General features: G+C 36.3%; 17 protein-coding genes. 1 reads left to right on the forward strand and 16 read right to left on the reverse strand.

Annotation, left to right across the window (positions count from 1 at the left end):
- Nucleotides 1–269 precede the first annotated feature (269 nt).
- From spoIVB to accB, 13 genes are all read right to left on the reverse strand, one after another.
- A complete protein-coding gene (gene spoIVB, locus I6L50_RS26715; protein ID WP_219303519.1) occupies nucleotides 270–1,562 on the reverse strand; it encodes a SpoIVB peptidase in 1,293 nt (430 codons plus the stop codon).
- A 119-nt stretch (nucleotides 1,563–1,681) separates the two neighbouring features.
- Nucleotides 1,682–3,421, reverse strand: a complete 1,740-nt coding sequence (gene recN, locus I6L50_RS26720; protein ID WP_002088564.1) for a DNA repair protein RecN — start codon at nucleotides 3,419–3,421, stop codon at nucleotides 1,682–1,684.
- A 270-nt stretch (nucleotides 3,422–3,691) separates the two neighbouring features.
- Nucleotides 3,692–4,141: an arginine repressor ArgR gene (argR, locus tag I6L50_RS26725; RefSeq protein ID WP_002015076.1), complete on the reverse strand. Its 450-nt coding sequence runs from the start codon at nucleotides 4,139–4,141 to the stop codon at nucleotides 3,692–3,694.
- Nucleotides 4,142–4,283: 142 nt separating this feature from the next.
- On the reverse strand, nucleotides 4,284–5,123 hold the full coding sequence (locus I6L50_RS26730; protein ID WP_002015074.1) for a TlyA family RNA methyltransferase: 840 nt from the start codon (nucleotides 5,121–5,123) through the stop codon (nucleotides 4,284–4,286).
- A gap of 3 nt (nucleotides 5,124–5,126) precedes the next feature.
- Nucleotides 5,127–7,019 carry a 1-deoxy-D-xylulose-5-phosphate synthase gene (gene dxs, locus I6L50_RS26735; protein ID WP_002067083.1) on the reverse strand — a complete coding sequence of 631 codons (1,893 nt, stop codon included), beginning with the start codon at nucleotides 7,017–7,019 and terminating at the stop codon, nucleotides 5,127–5,129.
- A gap of 308 nt (nucleotides 7,020–7,327) precedes the next feature.
- Nucleotides 7,328–8,221 (reverse strand): (2E,6E)-farnesyl diphosphate synthase, encoded by an 894-nt coding sequence (gene ispA / locus I6L50_RS26740; protein WP_002015072.1) that lies wholly within the window; start codon nucleotides 8,219–8,221, stop codon nucleotides 7,328–7,330.
- On the reverse strand, nucleotides 8,221–8,451 hold the full coding sequence (gene xseB, locus I6L50_RS26745) for an exodeoxyribonuclease VII small subunit (protein ID WP_000428422.1): 231 nt from the start codon (nucleotides 8,449–8,451) through the stop codon (nucleotides 8,221–8,223). The genes ispA and xseB overlap by 1 nt, the downstream gene beginning before the upstream one ends.
- Nucleotides 8,441–9,799 carry an exodeoxyribonuclease VII large subunit gene (xseA, locus tag I6L50_RS26750; protein WP_002192510.1) on the reverse strand — a complete coding sequence of 453 codons (1,359 nt, stop codon included), beginning with the start codon at nucleotides 9,797–9,799 and terminating at the stop codon, nucleotides 8,441–8,443. The genes xseB and xseA overlap by 11 nt, the downstream gene beginning before the upstream one ends.
- 26 nt (nucleotides 9,800–9,825) lie before the next feature.
- Nucleotides 9,826–10,686 carry a bifunctional methylenetetrahydrofolate dehydrogenase/methenyltetrahydrofolate cyclohydrolase FolD gene (gene folD / locus I6L50_RS26755; RefSeq protein ID WP_113935552.1) on the reverse strand — a complete coding sequence of 287 codons (861 nt, stop codon included), beginning with the start codon at nucleotides 10,684–10,686 and terminating at the stop codon, nucleotides 9,826–9,828.
- Nucleotides 10,687–10,709: 23 nt separating this feature from the next.
- Nucleotides 10,710–11,102 carry a N utilization substance protein NusB gene (nusB, locus tag I6L50_RS26760; RefSeq protein ID WP_113935553.1) on the reverse strand — a complete coding sequence of 131 codons (393 nt, stop codon included), beginning with the start codon at nucleotides 11,100–11,102 and terminating at the stop codon, nucleotides 10,710–10,712.
- Nucleotides 11,103–11,450: 348 nt separating this feature from the next.
- On the reverse strand, nucleotides 11,451–11,843 hold the full coding sequence (locus I6L50_RS26765) for an Asp23/Gls24 family envelope stress response protein (RefSeq protein ID WP_000807630.1): 393 nt from the start codon (nucleotides 11,841–11,843) through the stop codon (nucleotides 11,451–11,453).
- 22 nt (nucleotides 11,844–11,865) lie between these two features.
- Complete coding sequence (gene accC / locus I6L50_RS26770; protein WP_002067079.1) at nucleotides 11,866–13,218, reverse strand: acetyl-CoA carboxylase biotin carboxylase subunit; 1,353 nt, start codon at nucleotides 13,216–13,218, stop codon at nucleotides 11,866–11,868.
- Nucleotides 13,219–13,234: 16 nt separating this feature from the next.
- A complete protein-coding gene (gene accB, locus I6L50_RS26775; protein ID WP_002067078.1) occupies nucleotides 13,235–13,723 on the reverse strand; it encodes an acetyl-CoA carboxylase biotin carboxyl carrier protein in 489 nt (162 codons plus the stop codon).
- Nucleotides 13,724–14,194: 471 nt separating this feature from the next.
- On the opposite strand from accB, the gene I6L50_RS26780 reads away from it, so the two are divergent.
- On the forward strand, nucleotides 14,195–14,392 hold the full coding sequence (locus tag I6L50_RS26780; RefSeq protein WP_012261697.1) for a hypothetical protein: 198 nt from the start codon (nucleotides 14,195–14,197) through the stop codon (nucleotides 14,390–14,392).
- 52 nt (nucleotides 14,393–14,444) lie between these two features.
- On the opposite strand, the gene I6L50_RS26785 is transcribed toward I6L50_RS26780, so the two are convergent.
- From I6L50_RS26785 to spoIIIAF, 3 genes are read right to left on the reverse strand one after another with little or no spacing between them, the layout of a single operon-like run.
- Nucleotides 14,445–15,101, reverse strand: a complete 657-nt coding sequence (locus I6L50_RS26785) for a SpoIIIAH-like family protein (protein WP_002067104.1) — start codon at nucleotides 15,099–15,101, stop codon at nucleotides 14,445–14,447.
- A gap of 15 nt (nucleotides 15,102–15,116) precedes the next feature.
- The gene (gene spoIIIAG, locus I6L50_RS26790) at nucleotides 15,117–15,779 is read right to left on the reverse strand and encodes a stage III sporulation protein AG (protein WP_113935554.1); all 663 of its coding nucleotides are present in this window, start codon (nucleotides 15,777–15,779) and stop codon (nucleotides 15,117–15,119) included.
- Nucleotides 15,769–16,401, reverse strand: a complete 633-nt coding sequence (gene spoIIIAF / locus I6L50_RS26795; protein ID WP_113935555.1) for a stage III sporulation protein AF — start codon at nucleotides 16,399–16,401, stop codon at nucleotides 15,769–15,771. The genes spoIIIAG and spoIIIAF overlap by 11 nt, the downstream gene beginning before the upstream one ends.
- Between the last annotated feature and the right edge of the window lie 11 nt (nucleotides 16,402–16,412).

Genomic DNA, 16,412 nt, shown 5'->3' on the forward strand with positions numbered 1-16,412 from the left:
CGAATCGATTCTTCCGACATGTGTAAGCTTCTAGGCTACATGAATTGTTCGACAATTGTGTGAAAATTCCCTTTAAAGTTTCTTACTTTCCGATAAAATCACAAAAAAATATGTTTATCGTTCATTTTTTTACTTTCGCAACACATTCCATCATAGAATTACAGCGAAACGTTCAACCCTTTGCTTATATCTTACAACAAAAAACAGCTCTTGCGGAGCTTTTACAAAATTTCAACGAATTTTTCAAAAGAAAAGCGAGCTAATATGTATTAGCTCGCTTTTTTCTCTTGATCATAAATATTAATTCCAGCCTCATGTAACATCCATTCAATATGAACACCGTATCCTGACGTTGGATCATTTACAAATACATGTGTAACCGCACCAATTACTTTCCCATTTTGTACAATCGGACTTCCACTCATTCCTTGTACAATACCACCTGTTTTTGCTAGTAAACGTTTATCTGTCACTTTTATAACCATACCTTTTGTAGCTGGGAACTTTTGTGGTACCGTACTAACAACTTCAATATCAAACGCTTCCACCTTATCTTGATCAATAACTGTTAATATTTTCGCTGCCCCTTCTTTTACTTGATGGGATAATGCGATAGGCATTGCTTTATCCATTATGCCGTTTGTCATATCTGTGTTTAATTTCCCAAAAATACCATACGGGCTATTTATTGTAATATTACCAATCACTTCACGATCCGGTGAAAATCTTGCTAATTTTTCTCCCGGGTTCCCGTGACTTCCTCTTTCAATAGACGTTACTGTCGAACGCATAATTTGTCCATCTTCTACTTGAATTGGCTTTTTTGTATCATTATCAGAAATTACATGACCAAGCGCTCCATATTTCATAGAATCTGGATGTACAAATGTCATCGTTCCGATACCAGCTGCTGAATCACGAATATACAGTCCAATTCGGTAAGAGGATTCACCATTGTCTTTTTGTGGTGTTAGCTTAGCACGAATATATTTTCCATCTCTTAATAAAACAAGATTAAGCGGTTCACCTGTTTCTCCACTATTATGAATAAATGGTGCTACATCACTCATTCTTTCAATTGTTTTACCATTGATTTCAGTAATCATATCTCCAATCTGTACACCAGCTGTTTCACCAGGAGATACTTTACCCTTTTCAGTTTGAATTAAATGATGGCCTACAACAAGTACACCTTTTGTGTTCAATTTTACACCAATCGATTGTCCACCTGGAATAACTTTAAAATCTTTTAATACTTTCACATTTACTTTTTTCACTGGAAAACCAGCAAGTTGAAACACCATATCAGCTTCACCATTTTGGTGAGAATTTACCATAAGTTCTTGTTCATTTGAACTTACAGTAAACACATTACGATTTGTAGATGCAGCCTTAAAAACTGGTAATGATGCTATTTCTGATTGTTGTCCTTCAAAAACAACAAGTTGCTTCGGCGATGAAATAAACGTTCGAAGCGGTTTAAAACATCCAATAAAAACTAGAGAAACAAGGAGACAAAGACCTATTATTTTTCGAAATCTTTCTAATTTCAATTTGTTCACTCTCCTCGCTCCTACCCCACATTCAGCCTCTTGGCTTCACTTTTTAATCTCTCCTTGCAGCGCTTTATTTATAACCGGAAGAATTAAGAAATCGTCATTTGAGAAAAAAAAGCTATCCATTACTGGATAGCCTCTGCTGTCTGTTTGAAATGATGCGCTTGCGTAAGTAACTCTTTCGCATGCTCTGTCGTTAAATCTGTAATTTCAACACCAGAAATCATCCGAGCAATTTCTGTTACTTTTTCATCCGTACTTAACACAGTAACCGATGTAATCGTACGATCATTCGCCACTTGTTTTCTAATAAATAAATGAGAGTCCGCCATTGAAGCTACTTGAGGTAAGTGCGTAATACAAAGTACTTGCGAGTTTACTGATACACGATAAATTTTTTCCGCAATAGCCTGTGCAACCCGACCACTCACACCCGTATCCACTTCATCAAAAATAACAGATGCAACACCTTGATGCTTAGAAAAAATGCTTTTTAAAGCTAAAATAATACGAGATAACTCTCCGCCAGAAGCGACCTTTGAAAGTGGCTTTAACGGTTCACCCGGATTCGTTGAAATATAAAATTCCACATGATCGTAGCCATCAGCCGTAAGTTTTACCGGTGTTCCTTCCACGAGAGGTTCTTCTACATTTCCTACCCTCTTCATAATTCTCACTTCAAATTTCGTTTTTTCCATATATAGTTCTTTTAATTCTTGATGAATAGCGCTTGTAAGATGATCTGCAAGCTCATGACGCATAGTACTTAACAACGTTGCTTCTTTTACAATAACACCTTCTAATTTCGTTAACTGCTTTCTCGTCGTTTCAATATGTACGTCTTTATTTTCAATCGTAAAAATTTCTTGTTCAATTTTATCAGCATACGCTAAAATCTCTTCTACAGTATTTCCATACTTTCTCTTTAACATACGGATTTCATTCAAACGTGTTTCAATTTCATCTAGACGTTTCGGATCGTATTCCATCATGTCTAATTTTTCTCTAAGCTGGTATGCAACTTCTTCTAATAAGTAATAACTATTTGCAATAGAATCATGATTTTCTTGATACGCTTCATCTAAGTGCGTAATACTCTCCATTTGTCCCATTGCATTTCTTACGTGATCCAATCCCTGTCCGTCTCCACTTAACGAACGATACGCATCTCCTAATGCTTTATAAATCTTTTCAAAATTGGAGATTTTTAATCGTTCCTCAGTCAATTCATATTCTTCATCCATTTTTAAATCCGCCTTACGAATTTCTTCATGTTGGAATTGAATTAAATCTAGACGATGGGCCATTTGTTGTTCATTTTCACTTAAAGATTTCAGCTGTTTTTTTAACTTCTCATAGTCTGTATATACATTTTGATATATGCCCAATTGTTTAACAATGCGATTTCCATCAAAATGATCAAGCATAAACATATGACGCTCTTCATTCATTAAATCTTGTGTTTCATGCTGTCCATGAATATCAACTAGCGTTTTTCCAATCTCTTTTAATATGCTGAGTGTAACAAGTTTCCCATTTACACGACAGACACTTTTTCCGTTCGCAGCGATGTCACGCTTCAAAATAATCATGCCATCTTCTATTTCTATATCTAACTCTTCTGCCTTTGCGATACATGGATGTTTGTCATCTTCTACATAGAATAAGCCTTCTATCTCAGCCTTTTCTGTTCCATATCGAACAAATTCTGCTGAACCACGGCCACCAACAAGCAAACTAATTGCATCAATAATAATGGATTTTCCAGCTCCTGTTTCACCACTTAAAACGGTTAAACCTTTTTGAAAAGAAATATTTAATGCCTCAATAATAGCAAAGTTTCTGATCGATAATTCCGATAACAATGCCCCATTCACCTCGTTATAAACTAATCCCCTATTAAGGGCTTTTCTCAGTATTCTTCATTCAAATAGTTATACTATATGTTTGTATGTATAAATTACTCTTCTAACCCGCTCCATTGTACCAAACATTCGTTTTACGGGTCAATCCACCTATTTTCTAACTTCATTCAAAAAAAATAATGTATTGTATTTGAAAATCCGTATTTTTCGCCAATAAAAATATCTTGTTTACTTTCCACTTTACAGAGGAAAGTAAACAAGATTTTTCTGTTAAAGCATATTTAAGAAACGATCAGAGACAACACCTGTATCTTCAGGTGTACGGCAAATAATTAAGCAAGTATCATCACCACAAATGGTTCCGACGATCTCATCCCACTCTAAATGATCAATGAGTGCCCCAAGTGAATGAGCGTTACCAGGCAATGTTTTTAGCACAAGCATATGTCCTGCCGTGTCTAATTTTACAAATGAATCCACTAGATTTCGTTTTAATTTTTGCAACGGATTAAATCGTTGATCTGCTGGCAAGCTATATTTATAGCGGCCATCATGTAATGGCACCTTCACTAAGTGCAGTTCTTTAATATCGCGCGATACTGTTGCTTGCGTTACATTAAACCCCACATTACGTAAAATATCAACTAGTTCATCTTGTGTTTCAATTTCTTTGTTAGCAATAATTTCCCTGATTTTAATATGGCGCTGACCTTTATTCATACATTTGCACCTCACACTATCTCTTACCATAGTTTAAACATTGGTATACTTCATTTATTTATGTTACCGTATAATCCATTACTTGTACACAATTGTTTTTACAATCATTATACGATTACAACAAAAAGAGGAACAACATATGTTATTCCCCTTTCCCTTTTTGTTTTAGAACATCATGTGCTTCTGTAACAACTTGCTCAATAGAAACCGGAGAATGATTTTCGCCATTCTCACGCTCACCGTGCCACTTTAGATGAATTAAAAATTCAATATTTCCATCCCCGCCTGTAATTGGTGAGAATGTTAAACCTTCGATATTATAGCCTTCCTTAAGAGCAAAATCGACAATCATTTCCACGACAGCTTCATGTACTTTTCTATCACGAACAATGCCTTTTTTCCCGACTTGTTCTCGTCCAGCTTCAAACTGAGGTTTAATCAATGCAGCTACATCACCATTTGGCATAAGCATTGTTTTTAAAACCGGCAATATAAGCCTTAATGATATAAATGAAACATCAATACTTGCAAACTGCGGTAAACCACGCTCTAAATCTGCCGGTGTCACGTAACGGAAGTTCGTTCGTTCCATCACAACAACACGCTCATCTTGACGCAATTTCCACGCAAGTTGATTATATCCTACATCTAATGCGTAGGATAACTTCGCCCCATTTTGAAGCGCACAGTCTGTAAAACCACCAGTTGATGAACCAATATCTATCATAACCTTATCTTGTAAATCAAGTTGAAATGTTTCTAATGCCTTTTCAAGCTTATAACCACCACGGCTTACATACGGCATGACTTGCCCTTTCACCGTAATCTCCGTATCTTGCGAGATTTTCTCCCCTGGCTTATCGAGTCTCATTTCATTCGCATATACAAGACCTGCCATAACAGCACGTTTAGCCTTCTCACGCGTTTCTATAAGCCCTCGCTCTACTAATAGTACATCTACTCTTTCTTTTTTTACGCTCATTTGTTACGCCCTTTTTTGTTTTGATGGAATCATTGTATGAATACGGTCTACAACAGCATCTGTCGTTAAACCAATTTCTTCTAACAGTTTTGTTACACTACCATGCTCTATGAAGCGATCAGGAATACCCATTCGTTCAATTAAAGCACTATGGTATCCGTTCTCAGAAGCAAATTCAACTACTCCCGTTCCAAAGCCACCGATTAAACAAGCCTCTTCAATCGTTAAAATCGGTATATTTTTCCCTAAAAGCTCATGTAAATATGCTTCGTCCATCGGCTTAATAAAGCGAGCATTCACTACTTTCACTGATACTCCAGCTTGTTCAAGACGCTCAGCTGCTTCCATTGCCATCGGGATTGTCGTACCAAACGTTAAAATTGCTGCTTGTGTGCCTTCTTTTAACGTTTCCCATGTACCGATTGGAATCGCCTTTAATTCTTCATCCATTTGAACGCCAAGTCCATTTCCGCGTGCATAACGTAAAGCAATCGGTCCATCTTCGTATTGCATCGCTGTATATACTAAATGTTGACCTTCATTTTCATCTTTCGGCATCATAAGCACCATATTCGGCAAGTGACGTAAAAACGCGATGTCAAATACACCTTGATGCGTTTCACCGTCTGCTCCTACTAATCCAGAGCGATCTATTCCAATGAAAACATTTAAATTTTGGCGACAAATATCATGAACAACTTGGTCATATGCTCTTTGTAAAAATGTTGAATAAATTGCTAAGAACGGCTTCATCCCTTGTGTTGCCATACCAGCTGCCATTGTTGTAGCATGCTGCTCTGCAATACCTACATCAATCATGCGATCCGGAAATTCTTTTTGGAATTTCTCAAGTTTCGATCCAACAGGCATTGCAGGCGTAATTGCAACGATACGTTCATCCGTTCTCGCTAGCTTAAGCACTGTTTCACTAACAACAGCACTCCATGCTGGTGCAACTTCTTTCGGTTTAACGAAGTCACCTGACTCAATTTTATACGGTCCTGTTCCGTGCCAAGTTCCAATAACGTCACTTTCAGCTGGTTTATAACCTTTTCCTTTTTTCGTAATAACATGAACAAGTACTGGGCCTTTTGTTTTCTTTGCATATTGCAACGTTTCGAATAACTTTTCATAATCATGCCCATCGACCGGACCTAAATATGTAAAGCCTAATTCTTCAAAAAAGACGCCTGATACTAGTAAATATTTTAGACTATCTTTTATTTTCTCTGCTGTCGCAGCAACTTTCCCGCCGACTGCTGGGATTTTCTTCAATATATACTCTAGTTCATCTTTTACCCAATGGTACTTCCCTGCGGTACGTAAACGACCAAGTACATTATGAAGTGCACCGACGTTTGGTGCAATTGACATTTCATTGTCATTCAAAATAACAATCATGTCCGTTTTTTCATGCCCAATGTGGTTCAATGCCTCTAAAGCCATTCCGCCTGTTAATGCACCATCGCCAATGATTGGTATAACGTATTCTTCCGTTTTCTTTAAATCACGTGCTAGAGCCATTCCCATTGCAGCAGATAACGACGTTGAACTATGACCAGTTTCCCAAACATCATGCTCACTCTCACAGCGTTTTGGAAAACCACATAGGCCTTGGTATTGCCTTAATGTGCCGAATTCTTTCGCACGCCCTGTTAAAATTTTATGTACATAGGATTGATGTCCTACGTCCCATAAAAACTTATCTTTCGGACTATCAAATAATTTATGCAGAGCAATTGTGAGTTCTACTACACCTAAATTAGGTGCAATATGTCCACCTGTTTGAGAGAGCTCTTCAATTAAAAACTTACGAATATCCTCACTCAACCCCTCTAGTTCACTGATAGACATATCTTTCAAAAAACTAGGGTTTTGAATTTGCGTTAGATCCACATGGATCACTCACTTTCATTTCATAATCTGTCAACATGTCAAATATTATAAGAAACATTTACACAACACAAGAAATTATCTTTTCTATTCTTTTTATCTTGTCCTGCTTTCAGAAAACACTTCCATTTTTTCACTTATCATATTATACATCATATTTCTTTACGTGATGAAAAAAATAGCCGCTAACACGAAGTGATAACGGCAATGTAATCTACATATATTTTTGCCAATAACAAGAAAAGAAAAACCTTTTCCTACATTTATATCATAAAATGATGAATGACTCAACAAATGGAAACGCTGTTATATTAGTTATTACGTTTTGCGATTAAATCACAAATAGATAGTAAATATTCATCTTGTAATTGTAAGGAGCTAATAGAATCTTTTGCTTTTGCAATTTTCTCCTCTAAAATAGATTTTGCTCTATCTACAGTAAATAACGTCGTATATGTGCTCTTCTCGTTGGAAGCATCACTACCAATCGGTTTTCCAATCTCTTCTTCTGTTCCTTCTACATCCAAAATATCATCTCTAATTTGGAAAGCTAGACCGATATATTTCGCAAATGCAAGTAACTTCTCTTCTTGCTCTTCTGTAGCATCAGAAAGTATCGCTCCTGCAAGTACAGCAAACTCAAGCAGTTTACCTGTCTTATGATTATGGATGTACTCTAATTCATTAATTGTAAGTCGTTTTCCTTCAGCTTCCATATCTGCCACTTGTCCAGCAACCATTCCTTCAGGTCCTGCTGCTTTCGCAAGCTCAAGTACAAGTCTTACTTTTTTTTCAGCAGAGATTTCTTTTTGCTCATATGCCATAATAACTTGAAAAGCATATGTCAACAAACCATCTCCCGCTAAAACTGCCATTGCTTCACCAAATACTTTATGATTTGTAGGCTTTCCTCGTCTTAGATCATCATCATCCATACAAGGTAAATCATCATGAATTAACGAATATGTATGAATCATTTCAAGGGCACAAGCTGCACCCACTCCAAGATTTCTTTCTTTCCCAAACGCTTGTAACGTTGCAAATAAAAGTAACGGGCGGAGACGTTTCCCACCCGCTTCCAAAGAATATGCCATCGCTTCACGAAGCACATTTGGACATTGTAATTCATTTGCATAGCTTACAAGCTTTTCTTCTACGAAAGTTTTACTCTCTTTCAAAAAAGCATCAAAAGCTATATGTGTCACTATGCTTCATCTCCTAAAGCAGTAAACGGTTTAAGCTCTCCATCTTCCCCAAGGATAACTGCCATTTGTTCTTGTACATCTTTCAATTTCTCATCACAAAGCTTAGATAATTCCATGCCTTCCTTAAAATAAGAAATTGCTTCTTCTAAAGGTACATCACCTTGTTCAAGCTTAGAAACGAGATGCTCAAGCTGCGAAATTGCTTCTTCAAAGCTTAACTTATTTTCCATTATTCAATTCACGCTCCTCTATGCTTGATACGCTACAATCTAGTATTCCATCTTGTAATTGAACCGAAACAGCATCTCCAAGGCTAACATCTTTCACGCTTTTTAATACTTGTTTCTCTTCATCGTATACAAGCCCATACCCTCTCATCATTACTTTAAGCGGGCTTAATACCTCAAGCTTTTGAGCCGCTCTCACAAATACGAACTCCTTCGTTTGAAGTAATGTTTGCATTTCACGTTGCAACTGCTTTTGCAACGTTTCAATTGCCGTTTTCGTTTGTATAATTTTTTGAGATGGGTGGTGCTTTTCTAAATAAAATGAAAGTTGCTTTAATTGATTTACTTTTTTATCTATATAACGCTCTTTCGCTAAAACAAGTTGTTCAAGAGCCCTGTCTAACTGCTCTTCTTTTTGCTCGTACACTTGCCTTGGATAACGGAACGCATAAGATTTTTGTAACACTTGCAGCTTTTCTTCTTTTTTATGTACTCTTTCTCTCATTGCTCTTTGCAATCTCAGAGTTCTTTGTAATACCTTTTCTTGTAACTCTATAGTATTAGGTACCGCCAGCTCAGCTGCTGCAGTCGGTGTTGGTGCACGTAAATCCGCGACAAAATCTGCGATTGTAAAATCTGTTTCATGGCCTACAGCCGAAATAATCGGAATCTCACTTGTGAAAATTTCTCTTGCAACTATTTCCTCATTAAAGGCCCATAATTCTTCAATAGAGCCTCCACCACGTCCAACAATTAAAACATCAATATCTCCCATTTCATTCGCTGTACGAATTGCTTGTACAATCGAGGGAGCTGCTGACTCCCCTTGTACAAGTACAGGAAACACAATAACATTTCCAATCGGATAACGACGTTTAATTGTTGTTATAATATCGCGAATTGCTGCTCCTGTTGGCGACGTGATTACACCTATTGTTTTAGCATACGGAGGAATTATTTTTTTATAAACTTGAGAAAACAAGCCCTCTTCCTCTAAACGAACTTTTAATTGCTCATAAGCTAAATGCAAGTTTCCAATTCCGTCAGGCTGCATGTCTTGAATATAAATTTGATAAGAACCACTCGCCTCATAAACAGAAATCTTTCCTTTTACAAGTACTTTCATTCCATTTTCCGGTCTGAATTTAATGTTACGATTATGACCCGCAAACATAACCGCTGCAATTCTTGCATTTTCATCTTTCAATGTAAAATACATATGACCACGACTATGATATTTAAAGTTGGAAATTTCTCCTTTTAACCAAACAGACTGCAAATGCGGATCATACTCTATTTTTGTTTTAATATAGCGTGTTAACGCTGTAACGGTTAAATATTGTTTCTCCATTTCTCTCTCCTCATAGCCGATTCAAATTATTGACAAACAACACCTGCACGCTTTGCAGACTCCACAGTGTTGTGAAGAAGCATTGTAATAGTCATTGGGCCGACTCCTTTTGGCACAGGCGTAATGTAACCTGCAACGTCTAATACATTGTCAAAATCAACATCACCACAAAGTTTGCCTGTTTCTAAACGGTTAACACCAACATCAATTACAACCGCACCCTCTTTAATATAGTCAGCTGTTACCATTTTCGGTCGTCCAACGGCTACGATTAAAATATCAGCTAACTTCGATAATTCTTTTATATTTTGCGTCTTAGAATGACAATATGTGACAGTTGCATTTTCATTTAAAAACAGTTGCCCTACTGGTTTACCAACAATATTACTTCTTCCAATTACAACAACATGCTTTCCAGAAATATCAAGATTCGTTTCTTTTACTAATTCTAAAATGCCATGCGGTGTACATGGAAGGAATGTGTCTTGTCCCGTCATCATACGTCCTACGCTGATTGGGTGAAATCCATCTACATCCTTTTCCGGTGAAATTCTTTCAATGATAGCTTTTTCTTCAATGTGTTTTGGTAAAGGTAATTGTACCAATATGCCATTAATGCGGTCGTCTCCATTTAAGCGATCGATTTCAGCAAGCAAACGCTCCTCAGTAATCGTTTCAGGAAGTTCAATTAGCTCTGAATAGATTCCTACGTGCTCACAACCTTTTTCTTTTCCTTTTACATAAGAACGCGATGCTGGATCTTCTCCAACTAAAATAACTGCTAATCCTGGTACAATCCCTTGCTCTTTTAACTTCACAACTTTTTCTTTTAATTGTGCTCGTTTTTTCTCCGCAACTTCATTTCCTTTGATGATTACTGCTACCATTTTAAGTTTCCCCCTTAAAGAAATTACAGTGTATCTTTTATATTAGATAAAACGCCGTTAATAAAACGACGAGATTCCTCATCCCCAAATGTTTTTGCGATTTCAATTGCTTCGTTAATTGTTACATTGTGCGGAATTTCTTCCATGTATCTCATCTCACACACAGCTACACGTAAAATACTGCGATCAACAATACTAATACGCTCAAGCTTCCACTTTTTTAAATTTTGACGAATTGCTGCGTCAATCTCTTCTTTGTTGTCTACAAATCCTACAACAAGTGATTCTAGAAACTCATTTGTTTCTTCGCCTTCATCTAGCGTATTTTCCACCGCTACTTTCGGTTCTAATTCACCTGTAATATCCATTTGGTATAATGCTTGCATTGCTCTTTCTCTAGCCGTCCTACGTTTCATTGTAACTCTCCTTTATACTTCAAGTCTTTCCTTATGTTTTGTTATATTATTATAATTTATAAGCCGTCAATTCACTTACTCTTGCAGTTTTCATTGATTTTCCAACCTTATAATACAATGATAATAACACAATTTATCGTTTCACACACGGGGTACAAGGCTGAAAAATAATAAAAAGATTAACTTCAAGTTCCATATCTTATCACAATGTACGTTTTTTGGAAAAATGAAACATACCGTTTTATTTTTCTTTTTTTTTGAAATAGTATAATAATTAGAGGATTTTAATTTGTGAAGAAATGAAACGATAAAAAAGATGCCTATTTTACTAGGCACCTTTTTCCACTCTTACACTGGTTCGATTTCTGTTTTTTGTGTTTCGAATGTTACGCCAACGATGTGAACGTTCACTTCTTTTGGCTCAAGTCCTGTCATTGTAAAGAGTGCTTGGCGAATATTGTCTTGAATTTTTTGTGCAACAACCGGAATTGCTACACCAAAATACATCACAACATAAAGGTCAACAATAATATCTTCGTTTGCTAATTCAACCTTTACACCTTTACCATGATTTTTCTTACCTAACTTCTCAACAACATCTGTAGCAAAATTACCACGCATTGCCGCTACACCTTCTACTTCAGCAGCTGCAATACCTGCAATTACTTCGATTACTTCTGGTGCAATTTCTACTTTTCCAAGAGTTGTATCTTGACCCATATCTAACATATGTTCAGCCATGAAAAAAACCTCCTTTAATGTATCACTGCGTCACAAGTTCATGCTCTTCCAAAAATTTCGTGTTAAACTCACCTTTTACAAAATCAGGATGCTCTAGCAATTGCAAATGGAACGGGATTGTTGTATGTACGCCTTCAATGACAAACTCACTGAGCGCTCGCTTCATTTTTGCAATTGCCTCTTCACGTGTTTTTCCGTGAACAATTAATTTAGCAACCATCGAATCATAGAAAGGTGGTATTGAATATCCCGGATATACAGCTGAATCGACGCGAATACCAAATCCGCCTGGTGGTAAGTACATTTCTACTTTACCTGGAGATGGCATAAATTTTTTGGCAGGGTTTTCCGCATTAATTCGACATTCCATTGCCCAACCATTAAATTGTACTTCTTCTTGCTGTAACGATAACTTTTCTCCAGAAGCAACAAGAATTTGTTCTTTAATTAAATCCATCCCTGTTACCATTTCAGTAACTGGATGTTCAACTTGGATTCTCGTATTCATCTCCATGAAATAAAAGCTTTTCGTTTTATATTCATAAATAAACTCAACCGTACCAGCACCTGTATAATCAACCGCTACCGCCGCTTTAACTGCTGCGTCACCCATTTGCTTGCGAATATTCTCATCAAGTGCAGGTGATGGACTTTCTTCTAATAGTTTTTGCAGACGGCGCTGAATTGTACAATCACGCTCTCCTAAATGAATGGCATTTCCATGTGTATCTGCCATTATTTGAATCTCAACATGGCGGAAATCTTCAACGTACTTCTCCAAGTATACACCAGGGTTCCCAAAAGCGGTACTGGCTTCTTGCTGTGTAATTTGAATTCCTTTTACAAGCTCTTCTTCATGGCGCGCAACACGAATACCTTTTCCGCCGCCACCTGCAGTCGCTTTAATGATAACTGGATATCCAAGTTGATTAGCAAGCTCGATCGCTTCTTCGGTATTTTTAATAATCCCTTGTGAACCTGGTACAATTGGAACCCCTGCTTCTTTCATTGTATCACGTGCAACGTCTTTTGTGCCCATCTTTGAAATGGCTTCTGGGCTTGGACCGATAAAAATCAAGTTACACTCACGGCATAATTCTGCAAAATCTGCATTCTCTGCTAAAAATCCATATCCCGGATGAATTGCATCACAACCTGTTAATTTCGCAACACTAATAATGTTCGTCAAATTTAAATAGCTTTCTTTTGAAATCGTTGGTCCAACACAATACGCTTCATCTGCAATTTGCACATGAAGTGACTCTTTGTCTGCTTCTGAATAAATTGCAACTGTTTCAATATCCATTTCTTTACAAGCACGAATAATTCGTACAGCAATTTCCCCACGATTGGCTATTAATACTTTTTTTATCATCACAAAGACTCCCTTATTACGCTTTTACAAGAAATAGCGGTTGTCCATACTCAACAAGCTGTCCGTTATTAACAAGAATTTCAACAATTTCGCCCTCTACATCTGCGTCAATTTCGTTAAATAATTTCATAGCTTCAACAATACATACGATAGAATCTTTCGATACTCTGTCCCCAACACTTACATATTGAGGTGTATCAGGCGAAGAAGAGGAATAAAATGTCCCTACCATCGGTGATGTGATTTTATGTAGGTTTTCATCTTGAACAACTTTCTTCTCTTCTTGTTTTTGCACTTCTACTTGCGCTGCCGCTACTGTTGTTTCTACTTCAACAGATGCTGCTGGTTGTACTACTTGTTTCGTTACCGGTGCTTGCACAGCAACAACTTCATTACCACGTTTTTTCATTTTGATTGCTGTACCGTCTTTTTTGTATTCAAATTCATCAATATTAGAGCTATCAATTAATTTAATTAATTCACGAACTTCTTGAATTTTAAACATGTAAAATCCACTCCCATACTCTTGTTTGTCCCGTTTTTACAGATTGGCATCAAACTGATTTACTGTAAAAATACGATGTATTCTATTAGAAAATTTATTCCTATGACATTTACTAATAGAAATATTTACTATTCCCATCTTACGCTAAATTTTTTAAACATTCCAATTTATATTTCTTTATTATAAATCGAAACTCCTGTAAAAATATTATTCCACCAAAAAATTATTACCTAGTAATAATACCAAGTTTCACACAAAATTGGCAAGACCACTTCCTAAAAAACATTCTTTACTTTTTCAAAACTGCAAAGTGTAAAAACGTAATTCCCTCAGAATTCTTCATTTTATCTACGGTAAAAAAACATATTTTTACCAAATATTATTTTTTTGTTTACGCGCCGTTCATTCTTCCTTCATAAAAGAATAGTATGTTCAAAGTGTAGCAAATTTATTGTAGTGAGGTGCGGACATATGATATGGCTCATCCTGTTCTTGCCTGCCGTAGTGATTTGGACATTGGTCCTCTTCATTCACGTCAAATCTGGAAAAACTAATCACCATCATCACGAACCATTAATCTTTTACTCACAGCGTATTTCCCCGTTTCCAATTGAAAATACTAAATACAACTGCAAAGATGAAATAGAAAAAAGCTATCGAAAACGATAGCTTTTTTCTATTATTCTTTTATCTAATTTGAAGCAGCAACACCTATTATAATTTATTTTACTGATGGATCAAATTTCACACCTACATCTTTTGGACCACCTTCACTTCTTACAAGCTGAATAATTTTATTCGCTTCTTTTTGTGAATGCTTTGCCGATTTAACTGTTACTTTAATGTCCGTTCCATCAGCTCTTACAAGAGCATCTTTATATCCACCTTGAGATTTAATCACTGTCTCAAGTAATTGTTGCTTCGTTTCCATCGTAGTGATGGCATCAAGATTATCTTTCGCTTTACTCTTTTCTTCTGCTGAAGATTTTGATGACTTCATTACATTTTGTAACTTTTCTTTCTCTACACTACGCTGATCTTCCATTTGCATACGTAGCGCTGTAAAATTCTCATCGCTTGATTGAACTGTTACACTAGCCTCTTTTTTACTTGTTTCTTTTTTGTCATTCTCTTTTTTGTCTGTTTCTTTATTTGTAGTTTCCTTGCTTGTATTTTCTTTTGTTGTCTCTTTATTTGTAGTTTCTTTCGTTGTTTCTTTTGTAACTGCTTTATCAACACCTTGCTTTTCTTGTCCCATCTTTTCACCCGTTGCCGGTGCTGCTGTATTCATTTTATCAGGAGTTGTTACGTAATAAACAGATAGTACAACCACTAAACTTAACATCGTTAATAGCCAAACCGTTTGTTTTTTTAACACTTTATTTCCTCCCTATCAATTTTTCGGTGATACTGAAACGCGATGAGCTGGTACATCTAATAATCGCGTCACAGCTTCTTTTACCATTGCTTTTATTTGTATATTATCCACTCCCTTTGCTACAACCAGAACACCTCGTACTTTCGGTTTCTCTGTTCGCAAAACAATTGGAGTTTCTTTATCACCTTCACGTATAATGACTGTCTTTTCATCAAGAGACTCGTCTTCTACTTCCCTTTTCCCGCCTGCTTTATCAGTTTCACCTGTCGTTTGTGAACGTTTTACTGTATTTTTCTCGAGTATTTTTTCTTCAGATGAATCTAAGTTCACTTTAATAGTTACATCTTTTACTCCGGCTATCTCTTCTAAAGAAGCTTTCAATTCTTGTTCATACGCTTTTTCGTATTTTTCTACATTTGACATATTATCATTGTTTTTTTGACCGAAAGTTGGTACATCTTTATCTTGGCTTTGACTTGTCTTTTCTTTAAACACAGGCACTTCTTCTTTTTTAGGTGCTAAGAAATTACTAGAAAACATAAGCGCAATCCCAAGTATGAGTAGGACAAGCAAAAACTTAGGTGTTACCTTTTTCCCCTTCTCATTACTTTCTTTTCCATCCCCATTTAATAAGTTTCGAAAAAATGAGAACCTCGAATTTTTATCTTTATTGTCCATTTACGCTACCTGTCCTCCCTTCCATCTGAACTTGGATTTGTTTATCCTCTAGTTGCCACCTGCTTGAAAAGAAATCTTTCATTTCTACATTCGTTTCTTCTATTTTTTTTGGAGGTTCTTTCATATTAATTTCAATTGGCTTTACTGTTTCGATTGCATCATTATTACTACGTTCTTTTTCTTTCAACGTCACAACAACAGATTGAATATCTTTCGCTGACTTTACTTCTCCTGCATGCTCCACTGCGACTATTTGTATTCCAGAGACTGTCATACCATACTTTTTCTCAAACTCTTTTCCTACGTCTTTTTTCATTTTGGTAGCCATCTCTTCTAAACTATATGCACGTGTTAGAGCTTGTATTTCTTTTTTCTTCGAATCTATCGAATTTTTTACAGATCCATCTGCTACGTACTTTTCTTCATTGAAATTTGCGATAACTTCATTTACATCTGTTTGTAACAACTTAAATAGAGGCGTTAAAATTAATACGACTAACAATAGACTTACAACGAATTTAACGTACTTTTGCAAATTTGAATTTGGAAGAATAAGATGAAGCATTGTCGCTAAGAGTAAAAAAACGATAATATTTCTAATCCACTCTGTAACAAATTGCACACTCTTCACCT

The organism is Bacillus sp. FDAARGOS_1420 (assembly GCF_019344915.1).
Classification (GTDB): Bacteria; Bacillota; Bacilli; order Bacillales; family Bacillaceae_G; genus Bacillus_A; species Bacillus_A mycoides.

Bases quoted from the DNA above. Each gene is read 5' to 3' on its own strand.
- argR (WP_002015076.1), bottom strand. From the start codon at position 4,141: ATGAATAAAGGTCAGCGCCATATTAAAATCAGGGAAATTATTGCTAAC.
- I6L50_RS26730 (WP_002015074.1), bottom strand. From the start codon at position 5,123: ATGAGCGTAAAAAAAGAAAGAGTAGATGTACTATTAGTAGAGCGAGGG.
- xseB (WP_000428422.1), bottom strand. From the start codon at position 8,451: ATGGAAAATAAGTTAAGCTTTGAAGAAGCAATTTCGCAGCTTGAGCAT.
- xseA (WP_002192510.1), bottom strand. From the start codon at position 9,799: ATGGAGAAACAATATTTAACCGTTACAGCGTTAACACGCTATATTAAA.
- folD (WP_113935552.1), bottom strand. From the start codon at position 10,686: ATGGTAGCAGTAATCATCAAAGGAAATGAAGTTGCGGAGAAAAAACGA.
- nusB (WP_113935553.1), bottom strand. From the start codon at position 11,102: ATGAAACGTAGGACGGCTAGAGAAAGAGCAATGCAAGCATTATACCAA.
- I6L50_RS26765 (WP_000807630.1), bottom strand. From the start codon at position 11,843: ATGGCTGAACATATGTTAGATATGGGTCAAGATACAACTCTTGGAAAA.
- accC (WP_002067079.1), bottom strand. From the start codon at position 13,218: ATGATAAAAAAAGTATTAATAGCCAATCGTGGGGAAATTGCTGTACGA.
- accB (WP_002067078.1), bottom strand. From the start codon at position 13,723: ATGTTTAAAATTCAAGAAGTTCGTGAATTAATTAAATTAATTGATAGC.
- I6L50_RS26780 (WP_012261697.1), top strand. From the start codon at position 14,195: ATGATATGGCTCATCCTGTTCTTGCCTGCCGTAGTGATTTGGACATTG.
- spoIIIAG (WP_113935554.1), bottom strand. From the start codon at position 15,779: ATGGACAATAAAGATAAAAATTCGAGGTTCTCATTTTTTCGAAACTTA.